Source organism: Sphingobium phenoxybenzoativorans (assembly GCF_001757355.1).
Taxonomy (GTDB): Bacteria; Pseudomonadota; Alphaproteobacteria; order Sphingomonadales; family Sphingomonadaceae; genus Sphingobium; species Sphingobium phenoxybenzoativorans.
In genome coordinates, this window is sequence record NZ_MINO01000006.1 from 1 (window position 1) to 15,236 (window position 15,236).

Here is a 15,236-nt window from a genome sequence, read left to right on the forward strand (position 1 = left end):
GCCGCAGCCGGGCGTTGCGGCGCGGGCGCGGCCGACTGGACGGCGGGGCGCGCTTCCGGTTCCTGCCTTGGCGGCGGCGCGGGCTTTTTCACCGGGGCGGCCGCCTTCTTGCGCGGCGTCTCGGTCGCCTTCACCGGCGAGGGGCGCGACTGCAGGCCCAGGCGATGCGCCTTTCCGATCACGGCGTTGCGGCTGACGCCACCCAGCTCGTCCGCGATCTGGCTGGCGGTCATGCCCTTTTCCCACATCGTTCTAAGCTGGTCGATCCGTTCGTCGGTCCAGGACAAGGCAGGCTCCTAAAATTCGGTGATTAACAGGGTGAAGGTCATATGGTGTGCCAACCACCATCCTTCAATTCGTCAAAAGATGCAGGATGCGGCGTGAACGGCCAATTCGCACTTGCCGCATCTGGCCGCACCCGATAGTCGATCCAGCAATGAACGACCATAGCAAAAATGCGGCCGGCGCGGCGGAAACGATGATCCGGCACGAACCGGGCGTTCCCGTCATCAAGAATATCAACTGGCCGGGCATGCGCGCGCTGTACCGCAAGGAAGTGCGCCGCTTCATGAAGGTGCAGTTGCAGACCGTCTGGGCGCCTGCGCTAACCACATTGCTGTTCCTCATCATCTTCCTGCTCGCGCTGGGCGGGGAAGGGCGGATGCTCAGCCTGAATGGGCAGCAGGTCCACTTTGCCGACTTCATCGCCCCTGGTCTGATCATCATGGGCATGATCAACGCCTGCTTCGCCAATTCCAGCTTTTCGCTGCTGGTGGGCAAGATCCAGGGGACATTGGTGGATTATCTGATGCCGCCGATTTCGGTGGGGGAAATGCTGTTCGCGCTTGTCGCCTCGTCGGTCACCCGCGCGGTCATGGTCGGCTTCGCCCTCTGGCTCGCTATGGCGCTCTGGCCAAGCGTGCATGTCACGCCAGTGCATTTCTGGGCGATTTTGTGGTTCGGCCTGCTCGGCTGCGCCTTTATCGCCTTCCTCGGCGTGCTGACCTCGATCTGGGCGGAGAAGTTCGACCATGCCGCCGCCGTGACCAATTTCGTCATCGGCCCCTTCGCCCTCCTGTCGGGCACCTTCTATTCGATCGACCGCCTGCCGCCGCTGTTTCAGGCGATCAGCCACGCCAACCCGTTCTTCTACATCATTTCGGGTTTCCGCTATGGCTTCGTGTCGGCGGCCGACACCAACGTCGCAGTGGGCAGCGCCGTCATCCTGACGCTGAACATCGTGGTGGGATGCATGACCTACGGCCTGCTGCGCCGGGGCTGGAAGCTCAAGGCCTGATCCTGCGGCCCAGTGAATCTGCAGTGAACCTGCGGCGGGACGGGCCGCCGCCAGCCATCAATGCCGGTGGAGCGGCCTCAGCCGATATTTGCCATCCGCATAGGCGCCGAAGATGCCGCCGATCGCCGGATGGTCCACAGGCTCATCGCTGTCGTCGCTGACCAGATTCTGCTGGCTGACATAGGCGACATAGCTCGCCTCGCCATTTTCGGCGAGCAGGTGGTAGAAGGGCTGGTCCCTGTCCGGCCGCATCTCCTCCGGGATCGCCTCATACCATTCCTCGGTATTGGCGAATACGGGATCGATATCGAAGATGACACCGCGAAAACCGAACATCCGGTGCTTCACCACATCGCCGATGCTGAAGCGCGCATGGGAGATGAAGGGAGCATTGCGCGCGATATTGGCGCCGAAGGCGGGAGGATTCGTGCTGGACATGACGTTAATGTAGGGATGCATTACGCAGGCGCAAGAAAAATGCCGAAAGCCCCGCTTGGCAAAGCCAATTTCATTCGCTAATGCCCGCCCCTCGACTTGGGTAGCCCCCAATCGGAAGGCATCTTCCGACGGACAGACCCCTCGCGGAGAGGTGGCAGAGTGGTCGAATGCACCGCACTCGAAATGCGGCGTGCCCGCGAGGGTACCCAGGGTTCGAATCCCTGCCTCTCCGCCACTTACCTGAACCAGGACGCAGCGGTTATCGGCCATGCATTGCGATGCATGCGCGGGCGAGAGGCGCGCGGGGATCCTGCTTTTCCGCCAGGAGCGGCATACTTGGCTGCCGATACCGCTCCCGATCGCTGTGTCCTATTCGCCCTTTGACCAGGCGATGGCGTCGGCCCCTGCCGGCAATACCGCCGGACAGTCCGGATCGGTTGCCGCCCGGAAAATCGCCTCTGCAACGTCCCGTGATGTGGTGACGACGCCATTGCCAGCGCTCTGCATCATGGCCAGCGTCCTCTGCGCAAAATCGGCATAAGGCTCCGGGAAACCTCCCGCCTCCATAATATGCCCCTGCGCCGTGGCGGCGAACGCGGTCGAAGGGGCCATGCCGGGCAGGACGACCCGCGCCTTGATGCCGAATTCCGCAAGTTCCAGCGCGGCGGATTCGGTCAGCGCCGTCATCGCCGCCTTGCTCGCGCGATATACGGAAAGCAGCGGCAAGGGCTTGTAGGTCGAGCTGGAACTGACATTAATGATCGTGCCGGAACGCCGCGCGCGCATGCCTGGCAGGACCGCCTGCATCATGGCCATTGCGCCGAACAGATTGGCTTCGAATATCTCGCGCGCCGTTTCCATCGGCGTGCCCTCGACAGCGTTGAGCCAGCCTATGCCGGCATTGTTGACAAGTATGTCGATTGCGCCAGCCTCCGCGACGGCGGCGGCTATGCTGTCGGGATCGGTGACGTCCAGCGGCAATAGCCTTAATCTGTCCGAGGCGGGGAGGGTGCTGGCGGCGGGGTTGCGCATCGTTGCTATGACGCTCCAGCCTTGTTCGAGGAAATAAAGGGCCGTTTTCCGGCCGAAACCGGTCGAACAGCCGGTGATGAGGACGCTATTCATCGCATGACTCCTTGCGGGGGAATGAGTGAACCGCCAAGATATGAACGATCCTTCAGTTTCGGAATTCGCATATGAATCGCCCCGCGCCTTCGCTCCTCAAGCCCCGGAAAGCGCCGCAACAGGCGCGCTCCGCCGCGACAATCGAGGCGATACATATCGCTACCATTCAGGTTTTGCTGGCGGATGGGGTGGGACGTCTCACAACGACGCGGGTGGCCGAGCGGGCGGGCGTGTCGGTTGGCACCATGTACCAATATTATCCGCACAAGCAGGCTCTGTTGTTCGCCCTGGTGGAACGTCAGTTCGACCTGATCGAGAGCGCGATGCAGGCCGCGGCAGAGCGCCTCATGGGATGCGACCTGCAGACGATCGCGGAAGGGCTGGCTACGGCATGGCTCGACGCCAAAATGGCGGACAGGGTCGCCTCACGCGCAATCTATGGCATCGCCGCCGAATTTGACCTGTCGGAACTGATGAGCAGGGCGTTGTCGTGCATGGCGGAAATGATCGAAGCCCTGCTCGCCAATGCGCCCGGCGCCCGCTTTGCCGACCGGGCCTCCGTGGCGTTCATGCTTGCGGCATTGCTCGGAGGCTCGGTGCGCGTGGTCATGGAGGCCGAAGCGTCCGAGGACAATTTCACGCGCCTGCGCCGCGAGTTGCCGCAAGCATGCCATGCCTATTTGGCCGCAGCCAATCAAAGGGCTGCGGCCTGACCTCAATAGGCGGCCGACAGGGTCAGGAACCACTGGCGCGGCGCAAGGGCAGGCGGCTGAGAACTACAGAATATCGGCGTTCGGCGAATGCTTCCCGCGACCCTGAACGCCGTCTGGAGGACCAAAAGGGTCCCAAAAGTGTTGCATAGGTACAACGACTTCGGGGTTTACAAGATATCCTGTGAGCATATGCTCAATTGCGATTTCGCGCCGCAGAGCTGAATAAATCGGCCGGCGCAAAGGGGAAGCGCATTGGCGCATGGAGAGAACAAGATATTGACCGGGCGCCGTCCATTGGAGATTGATGCCCGTGATGGAACGTCCGTTCTTGGCGTGGACCTGTTCCAGCCAAGCTGCTTTGATGACATCGATCACCATTTCCGGCGCCCTTTACGGGGTTATTTCTTGCGGCGATCCGTGTCTCCTACCGATGCGGACGATTTAACGCAGGATGTGTTTCTTCGCCTGCTCAGCAGGCGGAAGGACAATGCGATCGATAATTTCGAAGGCTATGTCTATCGGATCGCTACCAACGTCCTGAATGATTTCCGGCGCCGGTCAGCGATTTTCGATGACAAGCCGTTCGAGGATCATTGCCACGAAAATCACGAGTCGCTGATCGACAGGATCGATGCCGAGCGTATAGTCCTGGCGAGGGAGGCTTTGATGACCCTTCGCGCGGCGCTGGATGGACTGGACGAACGGACCCGCACAGTGATCCTCCTGTACCGGCTCGACCGCATGCGGCAGCGCGAGATTGCGAAAAAGATCGGCCTCTCGGTGAGCAGCGTGGAAAAGATCATCGTTAAGGCGATGGTGCATCTTGCGCGGGCGATGCGATCTTCATGAGCGACGCAGAAACCCGTCAGTTGGAAGCCGCTGCGCGCTGGTATTTCGAACTCGATCAGGCGGGACACGATCCGCAGCTTGAGCGCCGCTTTCATGCATGGCTGCAGCGCGATCCAGACCATGCCTCAGCTTTCAATGACATTGTTCGGTCGCTGGCGGCCATTGATGGCCAGGAGGACAGATCGGAGCTGTCGGCGGCGGCCCATGAGGCAACGATTGGCCTTCGCCGCAGGAACAGGCTTGTTACTGGATACAAGCTCGCGGGTCTCGGCGCCCTGTTATTGGCCGTAACGGGCAGTCTGGCTTTTCGTAGCGCGCCCGCGCCGGTTGAATATGCGAACTTCCAGGATGGCGTCAGAACCGTTCGACTGGCGGACAATTCGGAAATCGTCCTCGACCGGCGAACCGTTGTCCAGGTGAACTATGCCAGCGGGGTGCGCCATATCGATCTTCTGGCCGGGCAGGCGCGGTTCAAGGTGGCTCATGATCCGGAACGTCCGTTCGAAGTGTTAGCGAACCGCCGGGTGGTGGTCGCAAAGGGCACCGATTTCGTGGTCAGCAGACCGGATGAGACTCTTTCCGTCACATTGCTATCCGGCCGGGTCGATGTCGCCATAGACCCGCCATGCATCAATTCGCTGGTATCGCTTTGCCGTTTTCTGCGGCGGGATAATCTGGTCATGCGGCCCGGCGAACGTCTTTCCGGCCCACTTGACGACGGCGCGATGGTGCGCGACCGGGTGAACGCCACGAATGCGACAGCCTGGCAGGTGGGGCTGTTGATCGCCGATAATGAGCGGCTTGGCGCATTGGTTCAGCAACTCAACCGCTATGCCGGGAAAAATATAATCGAGCTGGCCGACCCCTCCCTGAAAGACCTGCGTGTCGACGGCGCGTTCCGTATAGGAAAGCCCGTTGCGGTAGCCGAAGCGCTCCAGCAGATCTTCGACATCGACGCACAGTTCCGCCCCTACGGACGAGTCATCCTGACGAAAAAAATGCATCCCCCCAAAAATAATCTTTGAGGGTTTTCACCGCGCTCCGGTCTTTCTCATGAAACCAAAGCGGGAGACGGATAATGCTAAGAGAGGGAAGCAGCGCGTTGGCGCTGGTCATCGGCCTTTGCGCCAGCGCGCCATCAGCATATGCGCAACAAGGCCGGATCACCATACCGGCGATGGAAATGGGGCAGGCGCTTCGTGAATTTGCCGTGCAGACAAACCGGCAGGTGGTTTTTCAGGCGTCCCAACTGCGCGGCCAGCGCAGCAACGCGATTTCGGGATATGAAGATCCAGCGACCGCTTTGCGGTATCTAATTGGTGATTCCGCTCTGGAAATCCGGCCGATGACTGACGGCGGATATGTGATCGCGCCCAGAGTCCAATCGCGCAGTCTGCTGCAGCCGACCCGATTTCAACCCAGCCCGGAACCGGCCGCGCCCTTAGCGCCGGCTTCCTTCAATCCAGCGCCGCCGGAGGAGCCGGTGGCCGATGACATCATCGTCACCGCGCAAGGGCGCGCCGAGCGGCTTCAGGATGTTCCCATCTCTGTCAGCGTGACCCAGGGATCGCTTCTGCAGGAAAAGAACATCAACAATCTGCAGGATCTTTCCGCGCGCCTGCCCAATGTGCGCATATCGTCCGCGCCGACGGCGGACTTCATCAATGTCCGGGGCGTCGGCTCATCGCTCAACTATGGCTTTGAACAATCGGTCGCCACCTTCGTCGATGGCGCTTATCGGTCACGATCGCGCGCCAGCCGCGCGGCCATGTTCGACATTGATCGCGTCGAAGTGCTGAAAGGGCCGCAGACCACCTATTTCGGCAACAACGCCATTGCCGGCGCGCTCAACATCACCACGCGCAAGCCCGGCGACAAGCTGGAGTTCAACGGAACGGCCTTCTACGCGCCGGCCTTCGGCGAATATGCGGTTGAAGCGGGCATTTCCGTGCCGCTCACGGAAACGCTCAGCGTTCGCATTTCCGGCCGCCAGTCGGGCATGGATGGCTATCTCAAGAATACCTATAGCGGCAATGACGGCCCGCACCTGAATGACAGGATCGGCCGCTTCTCCTTCGCCTGGAATCCCAGCGAAAGCCTGGAGAGCAATTTCCGCATCGACCATGTGCGTATGCGCGATGACGAAACCTGGGGAGCGGAAATCACCGACTGCCCTGCGCCCGCGCCTTTCACGACGGCAGGCGCATGCGCCCGCTATCTGGCAAATCAGGGGGCCGCCGCCGATACGAAGTTCGACCGCCGCTTCGCCAACAGCCCGTCCTTGCTCGACCTCAATCAGACGGAGGCGGTCTGGACCAACAAGCTCAGCTTCGGCGACCACAGCCTGCGGTCTATCACCAGCTATCTCGACATGGACTATCATCTCGTGAACGCGGTGATCCCCGTGCCGGGCAAGCAGGGCGGCAGCCCCATTGGCGCTGACTATGGCATCGTCAGCAGCTATTTTGAGAACTACAAGCAATTCTCGCAGGAACTGCGGTTCCAGTCGGAGCATGACGGCCCGATCACCTACATGGCCGGCCTCTATTATATGCACGGCGACCTCGATATCGACGGTTATGCGGGCCTGTATTCCGCGCCGTTCGGTAATTTCGGCGCGCCCGTCACCAATGCGGCGACGCCGATCGTGTCCTTGCTGCGGGCCAATGAAAAGACCGACAATATGTCGGCTTTCGGGTCGATCACCGTCCGCCCGGTCGAACGGCTGCGCATCAGCGGCGGCCTGCGCTACAGCGTCGTGGACAAGCATGATCATCGCTCCGTCACCTATGGAACGGGGACGACGGCGAATAATTACATCCCCACGGCGGACAGTTTCACCGTTCTGCCCATCGCTACGCAGATGCAGATCGGCGCGATCACCGGGGCCAATTTCCTTGATTACAGCCCCTCACACCGGTCGGACAGCAAGCTGATGCCGTCGGTCAACGTCCAGTATGAACTGACGTCCAGGGCGATGGCCTACGCCTCCTACGTCAAAGGCTTCAAGTCCGGCGGTTTTGCCATTGGCGAGAGCGAGCGGAGCCTGTTCGACCCTGAGACGGTGGACGCCTATGAGATCGGCCTGAAGTCGCAGCTTTTCAACAACCGGCTGACGCTGAACATCGCGGGCTTCTACAGCAAATATGACGATATGCAGGAAACCACGACCGTCGACCGGCCTTCGGGATCGCCCGGCCAGGTCACCGGCAATGTCGCGGCATCGATCTCCAAGGGGATCGAGGTCGGCTTCTCGCTGCGGGCGACGGACGAACTGAGCTTCAACGCCGATCTCGCCTATCTCGACTCCCGCTATGACAGATATCCCGGCGCGCCGTGCACGCCGCTCCAGACCCTGAATACGCCGGTGAACTGCAAGCAGGACCTTTCCGGCAAGCGGCGCGCCTTCGCGCCCAAGTTCAGCGGCAATATCGGCGTGACATACCGGCGCGACATCGGCAGCGACTATGAGCTGCTGTTCGACAACAGCCTGTTCTTCACGTCCCGCTATTTCCAGCAGACCACCGCCGATCCGACGCTGGTTCAACCGGGCTTCGCGAAGTGGGACGCGCGACTGGCGTTCGGCCGCCAGGACAAGCTGTGGCAACTCGCGATCGTCGGCCGGAACCTGACCGACAAGCTGACGGCGTCCTATCGCCAGTTCGTGCCCAGTTCTCCCGGATCGATCCAGGCGATGGCCGATCCGCCCCGGTCGTTCGGCCTGCAATTGAACGTCAAATACTGATCTCAGCTTCGGCCCTCCCACCTCCTCTCATGGAGGGCCGCTTTTTCTCTGGAGGCGCACATGCCGTTCTGGCGTAAATTTTCGATCCTTATGTTGCCGCTGACGCTTGGCGCTGGCGCATGGGCCGCCGCGCCCGCTACCGAAACCGGCGGAGCCGCGCCGCAGGCGACGACATTGACCCTTCTGGGCACCGCTGGCGGCCCGATCATCCGCACATACCGGTCGCAGCCATCGTCGATGTTGACGGTCAATGGACGGCATTTCCTGATCGATGCCGGGGAGGGGACGGTGCGCCGCCTTCAGGAAGCGGGCGTTCAGGCCAGCGAGATCGAAAAGGTTTTCCTGACCCACCTGCATTTCGACCATACGGCGGGCCTGGGTTCGCTATTCGCCTTCGCCTGGACGATGCCGACCGGCAAGCCGATCGAGGTGATCGGCCCCGCAGGCACCCAGGCGATCGTGGCGGACGCGCTGAACGCCAACCGGACGTCGAAAACGCTGTATGAGGCGATTACGCCGGGCGCGCCCGACTGGATGAAAATCGCCGTCGCCAAACCGTTCGAGGCGGACAAGCCGACTATCATCTACAAGGATGGCGATGTGACAGTGACGGCCGTCGCCAACAGCCATTTCGACGCCGTGCCCGTGCCCGATCAACCCTATGGCAAGGTGCGCGCCTATGCCTACAGGTTCGAAACGAAGGATCGCGTCATCGTGTTCACGGGGGACACCGGTCCTTCGCCTGCCGTAGTCAAGCTTGCGGACGGGGCGGACATTCTGGTCAGCGAGATCATCGATCTCGACCACGCCGTTGAGGTAGCCAAGGCGCAGGGCAGGACGGGCCGCGACCTGGAAGGGATCGTCGCGCACCACACCAGGGAACATCTCATCCCGGAGGAGGTCGGCAAACTGGCGGCGGCCGCGAAAGTCAAAATGGTCGTGCTCAACCATATGGCGTTCGCTCTGGATCGCGAAGGCGCAGCGGCGCCATTCCTCGCCGGCGTGCGCAAATATTATAACGGACCCGTGGTCGCCGGCCGGGATCTCGACCAGTTCTGATATCGCCATGTCATGCGATATTGCGCCTCACGGCCGGGTTGGGCGGCTTCTCTCCGGAATAGCCTTCGCCAACCCGGCTGAACGATCCCCCATTCCCGACCTCACGCCTCCGCGAGTCCGCCGCCATGCAACAGCCGCGCGGCGTCGCGCAGGGGAGGGAGGCCGAACAGGCGGGTATATTCCCGGCTGAACTGGGATGGGCTTTCATAGCCAACGGCGTAGGCCACCCGCGCCGCCTCCGCAGGGGCCATGATCAGGCGGCGGCGCGCTTCCTGCAGGCGGATGCTCTTTTGATAGGCGAGGGGACTCATCGCCGTTACCGCCTTGAAATGCCGGTGAAAGGACGAAGCGCTCATCCCGGCCAGACTGGCCAGATGATCGATCTTGAGGGATTCGGCGTAATTCTGCCCGATCCAGTCGATCGCGCGCCTTATGCGCGACAGACGGCTGTCCGATTGCGCGATCTGGCGCAATATCGGTCCCTGCGGGCCCTGCAGCACGCGGTAAAGTATCTCGCGCTCAAGCATCGGCGCCATGACCGGCACATCCTCCGGCGCATCCAGAAGGCGCGCGATGCGCAGCAGGGGATCGATCAGTCCGGGGGTAATCGGGCTGATGCTGATCCCGGCTTCGGCGGCGCTTTCTCCGCCGTTCGGCATATCGATCAGCAGCGCCGCTATGGATGCCGGATCGAGCGCCAGCGCCACGATCATCAGCGGCTTCTCCGGGCTGGCTTCTATCACCTGGCCGATCACCGGCAGATCGATGGAGGCGACGAGTAATTCTCCGGCGCGATACTCCAGCGTCCGGCCGCCAATGATCACCCGCTTGGCACCCTGAAGCACGAAATAGAGCATCGGCTTGTAGAGGCCATGGGTGAGCGGCGTCGGCTCGAACGCCTGCCCCACGCTCAGCGGCAGGCGCGGCGGCACGGGCTTCCCCGCATGACGCGCGACCAGCGCTCGCATCTCCTCCAGAATCATCTGCATGGGCATTTAGATCGGCGCGAGAGCACGCAAAGGCAAGCGTGCAGAAATAGCGATTGAGAGGATCAGGCAAGGATCGGGCAGCATCGGGCGCTCCGATCGCGCGCGGAAAGTCTATCTGGAGGAGAGTTTGAAGGAGGCGTTCATGACTGACATTTTCACAGGCTTTGGCCCGGACTCAACGACGGACGAGGTGCTGGAGGGCATTGATCTTTCCGGCAAGCGCGTGCTGGTAACCGGCGTTTCCGCCGGTCTTGGCGTGGAGACGGCGCGCACCCTCGTCGCCCATGGCGCCAATGTCGTGGGTAGCGTCCGCGATCTGGACAAGGCGCGCCGCGCCACTGCCGGGATCGAGGGCCCCGGAACACTGGAATTTGTGGAATGCGATCTGTCCTCGCTCGCCAGCGTGCGCGCCTGCGCCGACGCGCTGAATGCGAAGGGGGACCGCTTCGACGTCATCATCGCCAATGCCGGCGTCATGGCGATGCCGCAGAAGCAGGAGACGGCCGACGGGTTTGAAATGCAGTTCGGCGTCAACCATCTTGGCCACTTCGTTCTGGTGAACCGCATCGCCGGTCTCATCAAGGATGGCGGGCGTCTGGTGAATCTCTCCTCCGCCGGGCATTGCTATTCCGACGTCAATCTCGACGATCCGAATTTCGACAGCACGGAATATACGCCTTTCGGGGCCTATGGCCGTTCAAAGACCGCCAACATCCTGTTCGCGGTCGAGTTTGACAGGCGGCATCGCGGGCGTGGCGTGCGCGCTGCAGCGGTGCATCCCGGCGGCATCCAGACAGAGCTTGGCCGCTATATGAGCGAGGCGGACATGAACGCCCTGGTCGAAAGCCTGAAGGAAGCGGAGGCCAAGGGTTCGCCATTCAAGTTCAAGACCGTCCCCCAGGGCGCGGCCACGTCCGTCTGGGCCGGGTTCAAGGCCGACGCCGATGAGGTTGGCGGGCGCTATTGCGAGGATTGCCATGTCGCGGCGCTCAGCGTTTCGGTGGATATCCTCGAAGGCTATGAACCCTATGCGCTGGACCCGGACAATGCCAAGGCGCTCTGGGCCAAGAGCGAGGAATTGGTCGGCGAGCGCTTTTAGAGCGAACGCGATCCCGCCCGGCCATCGCGCGCTGCACCGCTGCGATGGCCGGAGTTGTTTGCTATGACCAATATGGGGCCGGCGGTCCCAGCCATCAAAAAGGCAGGGGCGCATTCTCCTTCACTTCTTTCATGACGAAGAAGGTGCGCGTCTGCCGAACGCCGGGAAGCGCGATCAGATGCTGCCCGTGCAGCTTGTTGAAATCCACCATATCGCGGACCCGGATCTTCAGCAGATAGTCAAAATCCCCTGCAACCAGATTGCAGTCGAGCACTTCATCCATCCGCACTATCGCGGCTTCGAACTCGGCAAAGCTGTCGGGAGTCGACCGGTCGAGCACAACGCCGACCATCACCAATGCGCCAAGCCCGACGGCGGAGGGCGAGATTTCCGCGTGGACTCCCGTGATATATCCCTCCTCGAAAAGCCGTTGCGACCGCCGGTGACAGGTGGCGGCGCTCACGCTGACGCGCTGCGCCAGCTCGGCATTTGTCAGGCGTCCGTCGGTCTGCAGCAGGCGCAGCATGCGGAAATCGATTCGGTCCAATTTGGTCATGAAAGAAGCTTCCGATTTTCTCTGAAATGATGCGCCCGGAATAGCGCACATGCCTGGATATTTGTCCAGACCCAACAAATCGGATGCAAAGTTAGAAAGCACCTTTCCCTACATATTGCTCATACTGTCCCCGTGAATCGCATCATGGAGACCCGGAAAATGTCGCTCCTGAGAGTGAATGTTCACCGGCAGATCATCGCCGGAATCCTGCTGGCCGCCACCCGGCCGGTCCAGGGTCGTCCGGCAAATCCCGAATAGAAAAATACAAAGGCCGTTCGCAGCGAAGAACAACGGACTGCTCACATGCGAGCATATTTAAGGGAGGGAATATATGATCAGACATATGACAAGGGGAACGGTGGCCGCCAGGCTGCTCGGCACCAGCATGCTGGCCGCCGCGGCGGTCTCGGGGATGCCGGCCCTCGCGCAATCGGCGCCTCCGGCAAGCGGCGCAGGGGCTGCGGACAGCGAACAGATCGTCGTTATCGGCACGCGGCGGACAGACCGCAGCGCCACCAATTCGGCCTCTCCGGTCGATGTGATCAGCGCTCAGGAAATCACGTCCCAGCCGGCCGCCAACATGCTGGACGCGGTGAAGAACATCATCCCGTCCTTCTTTGTCGGCCAGAACACCATTTCGGACGCCTCCACCTTCGTACGCGCGCCGTCTCTGCGCGGCCTGCCGGGCGACGAGGTGCTCGTGATGCTCAACGGCAAGCGGTACAACCGCTCGGCGCTGGTGCAGGTGTTTGTGGGCGGCGACACCGGTCTGTCCTTCGGTTCGCAGGGGTCGGACATTTCGGCCATCCCGGCGATCGCGATCAACAATCTCCAGGTGCTTCGCGACGGCGCAACCGCGCAATATGGGTCGGACGCAATCGCGGGCGTGCTCAACTATGGTCTGCGCGAAGACGCCGGATTGGAAATCCAGGCGCGCTACGGCCAATATTATGACAATGGCGGAGACGGAAAGAGCCGCCAGATCGCCGCGAACGCCGGTGTGAAGCTTGGCGAGATCGGCTTCATCAACCTCAGCGGCGAATATTTCGATGACAATGGCACGAGCCGCGGGGAGACCCGCCCGATCGCGCTGGTGTTCGCGCAGAATAATCCGTCACTGGCGACGCAGCTTCCCAATTATCCCGGCCCTGTCCAGATCTGGGGATCATCGCCCAGCAAGGGCTATAAGCTGCTCCTGAATTCCGGTTTGGACGTCACCGACAACAGCAACCTCTATCTGTTTGTGAACGTCGCGCATTCGAAAGGCGATCAGAGCTTCAACTACCGTTCCCCGATCAGCGCGACCGGATTGCAGATCGACAATGGCACGACGAACACGCTGACCGACCTGGGCGCCAATTCGGCATTCGCCCATCCCATCTATCTGACCAAATGCCCGGCCGGCAATGCGTCCTGCCCGGCAGGAGGTTTCGTGAAAGACGGAAACGTCTACAACTTCACGGCGCTGTATCCTGCGGGCTTCACGCCGCGCTTCATCGGCATCACCGATCAGGCATATGGAACACTGGGCTATAAGGGCAAGGCGGATTCAGGCTTCACCTGGGACATCGCCGCAAGCCTCGCGCGCAATTCGCTCGACCTCTCCATGTATAACTCGCTCAGTCCGTCCTTCGGGCCGCAAACCCAGACCGAATTTGAATTCGGCAAACTGATCCAGAAGGAATTCACCGCAACGCTCGACCTCACCTATCCCGTCGAGTTGGCTGGCCTGGCCAGCCCCGTGACGCTGGCCTTCGGCGCCGAATATCGAAAGGAAACCTACGAGCAGACGGAGGGCGATCTTCAATCCTACGCCGCCGGGCCGTATGCGGTGCAAAATCTCTACGTGCCGACCGGTCCTGGCACCTATGCCTTCGATTCCACCGTCACCATGCCTCCCGCGGCCAGCGGATATGGCGGCACCAGTCCGCAGGCGGCCGGTTCCTACTCCCAGAAAAGCTATGGCTTCTATGGCGCGGCGGAAACCGACATCACCGATCGCCTGACCGTTGGCGTTGCCGGACGCTACGAACATTATGACAGCTTCGGCAGCGCCACAGTCGGCAAGGCGAATGCGATCTATAAATTCTCCGACGGGTTTTCACTTCGCGGCACGGTCGGCACCGGCTTTCATGCGCCTTCGCCGGGGCAGAACAGCGTGCAGATCCTGACCACAAACTTCCGCGCCGGTAATCAGGTTCAGACCGGCACGTATCCCGTCACCAGCCAGATCGCGCAGTTCTATGGCGGTCAACCGCTCAAACCGGCCAAGGCGACCAATTTCGGCCTTGGCGTCGTCCTGAACCCCGCACCGGCCTTCACGCTCACCGTGGACGGCTACATCATCAAGGTGCGGGACCGCATCGGCATTTCGCAGACGTTCAGCGTTACGGGCGCGGACATCGCCGCGCTGCCGGCTCTTGCCGCTGTGGGTGTGGGCGGAGACGTCAATTATTTCACCAACGCTTTCGACACGATCACGCGCGGCGTCGATGTCGTCGGCACCTACCGGACGGATCTGGCGGGCGGAAAGCTGAACCTCACACTGGCCTATAACTATAATAAGAGCAAAGTGAGCAATTATGATCCGGCCGTCATCGGCGCGGACCAGATCGTCAATGTCGCGCATCTGGCGCCCAACCACAGGGCCAATCTCGCCGCGAACTGGACCATCGGCGATTTCACGATCAACGCGCGTGAGAATTATCATAGCTGGTGGCAGGTGGAGACCGACTATCCGGGCCAACGCTTCAGTTCGAAGTTCACTACCGATCTGGACGTCAGCTACACCTTCCAGGATCGCTACACGCTGACGGTCGGCGCAAATAATCTGTTCAACACCTATCCTGAACGGATCGCGGCATCGGCGACCAATCCGATTTTCCTGTCCACCAACAGTCTTGCCGACGGGCAAGTCTATCCACGCAACGGCGGTCCTTTCGGGATCAATGGTGGCTTTTGGTATGCACGTTTGCGCGTGAAATACTGATCCCGGCTCCTCCGGGTGGGTAGACTGTGGCAGGAAATCCCTTGGTTTCCTGCCACTTTTTTTGTTGGGGAGGGGTGTTTCCCTCCGGTCAGTATCTCCAGCGTTCCGCCACCTCGACATGATCGAACAAGTGCAGGCCCAGCATCATCAGCGCAGCGCCGATGCTCGCTGAGAGGAACAAGGCCATGGCTATCGCCAGTTCCGGCGGAGACACTGTTTCGGGACGGCTGGCGGTGACAATCGGGGAGAATGACCGCCCTGCGAACCAGACCGTGGCAAGCATGAACGCGCCGCAGAAGCGAAGGGCGATATCGACTCCGATCCGGTTGCGCGAATGTGGCAAGGCACCCTCCAATATCAGGAAGCCTCCAGATACG

15 protein-coding genes and 1 tRNA gene are annotated in these 15,236 nt (G+C 61.3%); 9 read left to right on the forward strand and 7 right to left on the reverse strand.

What is annotated here, in order from left to right; all coding sequences use genetic code 11:
• On the reverse strand, positions 1 to 287 hold a 287-nt coding region (locus tag BHQ40_RS04770), incomplete at its 3' end, for a GcrA family cell cycle regulator (RefSeq protein ID WP_216094851.1).
• A gap of 149 nt (positions 288 to 436) precedes the next feature.
• Here BHQ40_RS04770 and BHQ40_RS04775 point away from each other — a divergent pair.
• The gene (locus BHQ40_RS04775) at positions 437 to 1,297 is read left to right on the forward strand and encodes an ABC transporter permease (RefSeq protein ID WP_070153191.1); all 861 of its coding nucleotides are present in this window, start codon (positions 437 to 439) and stop codon (positions 1,295 to 1,297) included.
• Between the two features lie 57 nt (positions 1,298 to 1,354).
• Here BHQ40_RS04775 and hspQ read toward each other — a convergent pair whose 3' ends face one another.
• Complete coding sequence (gene hspQ / locus BHQ40_RS04780) at positions 1,355 to 1,735, reverse strand: heat shock protein HspQ (RefSeq protein ID WP_070153573.1); 381 nt, start codon at positions 1,733 to 1,735, stop codon at positions 1,355 to 1,357.
• Positions 1,736 to 1,880: 145 nt separating this feature from the next.
• Here hspQ and BHQ40_RS04785 point away from each other — a divergent pair.
• Positions 1,881 to 1,970: transfer RNA gene (locus tag BHQ40_RS04785), tRNA-Ser, on the forward strand.
• Between the two features lie 134 nt (positions 1,971 to 2,104).
• Here BHQ40_RS04785 and BHQ40_RS04790 read toward each other — a convergent pair.
• Positions 2,105 to 2,860: an SDR family oxidoreductase gene (locus BHQ40_RS04790; protein ID WP_070153195.1), complete on the reverse strand. Its 756-nt coding sequence runs from the start codon at positions 2,858 to 2,860 to the stop codon at positions 2,105 to 2,107.
• A gap of 71 nt (positions 2,861 to 2,931) precedes the next feature.
• Here BHQ40_RS04790 and BHQ40_RS04795 point away from each other — a divergent pair, with 71 nt between their 5' ends.
• Positions 2,932 to 3,573 (forward strand): TetR/AcrR family transcriptional regulator, encoded by a 642-nt coding sequence (locus BHQ40_RS04795; RefSeq protein WP_070153197.1) that lies wholly within the window; start codon positions 2,932 to 2,934, stop codon positions 3,571 to 3,573.
• A 63-nt stretch (positions 3,574 to 3,636) separates the two neighbouring features.
• On the opposite strand, the gene BHQ40_RS26080 is transcribed toward BHQ40_RS04795, so the two are convergent.
• Positions 3,637 to 3,951 carry a hypothetical protein gene (locus BHQ40_RS26080; RefSeq protein WP_171905765.1) on the reverse strand — a complete coding sequence of 105 codons (315 nt, stop codon included), beginning with the start codon at positions 3,949 to 3,951 and terminating at the stop codon, positions 3,637 to 3,639.
• Between BHQ40_RS26080 and BHQ40_RS04800 the strand changes: the two genes are divergently transcribed.
• From BHQ40_RS04800 to BHQ40_RS04815, 4 genes are read left to right on the forward strand one after another with little or no spacing between them, the layout of a single operon-like run.
• Positions 3,907 to 4,422, forward strand: a complete 516-nt coding sequence (locus BHQ40_RS04800; RefSeq protein WP_290438417.1) for an RNA polymerase sigma factor — start codon at positions 3,907 to 3,909, stop codon at positions 4,420 to 4,422. The two genes, BHQ40_RS26080 and BHQ40_RS04800, sit on opposite strands and share 45 nt — an antisense overlap.
• Entirely contained in the window at positions 4,419 to 5,447 is a 1,029-nt protein-coding gene (locus BHQ40_RS04805) for a FecR family protein (protein ID WP_070153203.1), read from the forward strand. The genes BHQ40_RS04800 and BHQ40_RS04805 overlap by 4 nt, the downstream gene beginning before the upstream one ends.
• Positions 5,448 to 5,500: 53 nt before the next feature.
• The gene (locus BHQ40_RS04810; RefSeq protein ID WP_139139187.1) at positions 5,501 to 8,167 is read left to right on the forward strand and encodes a TonB-dependent receptor; all 2,667 of its coding nucleotides are present in this window, start codon (positions 5,501 to 5,503) and stop codon (positions 8,165 to 8,167) included.
• Positions 8,168 to 8,227: 60 nt separating this feature from the next.
• Positions 8,228 to 9,226 (forward strand): MBL fold metallo-hydrolase, encoded by a 999-nt coding sequence (locus tag BHQ40_RS04815; RefSeq protein ID WP_070153206.1) that lies wholly within the window; start codon positions 8,228 to 8,230, stop codon positions 9,224 to 9,226.
• Between the two features lie 101 nt (positions 9,227 to 9,327).
• On the opposite strand, the gene BHQ40_RS04820 is transcribed toward BHQ40_RS04815, so the two are convergent.
• Positions 9,328 to 10,221: an AraC family transcriptional regulator gene (locus tag BHQ40_RS04820; RefSeq protein WP_253183266.1), complete on the reverse strand. Its 894-nt coding sequence runs from the start codon at positions 10,219 to 10,221 to the stop codon at positions 9,328 to 9,330.
• A gap of 136 nt (positions 10,222 to 10,357) precedes the next feature.
• Between BHQ40_RS04820 and BHQ40_RS04825 the strand changes: the two genes are divergently transcribed.
• A complete protein-coding gene (locus tag BHQ40_RS04825) occupies positions 10,358 to 11,314 on the forward strand; it encodes an SDR family NAD(P)-dependent oxidoreductase (RefSeq protein WP_070153582.1) in 957 nt (318 codons plus the stop codon).
• Between the two features lie 94 nt (positions 11,315 to 11,408).
• Here the strand turns inward: BHQ40_RS04825 and BHQ40_RS04830 are convergent, their stop codons facing one another.
• A complete protein-coding gene (locus tag BHQ40_RS04830; RefSeq protein ID WP_070153209.1) occupies positions 11,409 to 11,870 on the reverse strand; it encodes an Lrp/AsnC family transcriptional regulator in 462 nt (153 codons plus the stop codon).
• A gap of 331 nt (positions 11,871 to 12,201) precedes the next feature.
• Between BHQ40_RS04830 and BHQ40_RS04835 the strand changes: the two genes are divergently transcribed.
• Entirely contained in the window at positions 12,202 to 14,859 is a 2,658-nt protein-coding gene (locus BHQ40_RS04835; protein ID WP_070153212.1) for a TonB-dependent receptor plug domain-containing protein, read from the forward strand.
• Between the two features lie 88 nt (positions 14,860 to 14,947).
• Here BHQ40_RS04835 and BHQ40_RS04840 read toward each other — a convergent pair whose 3' ends face one another.
• Entirely contained in the window at positions 14,948 to 15,202 is a 255-nt protein-coding gene (locus tag BHQ40_RS04840) for a hypothetical protein (RefSeq protein WP_070153215.1), read from the reverse strand.
• Between the last annotated feature and the right edge of the window lie 34 nt (positions 15,203 to 15,236).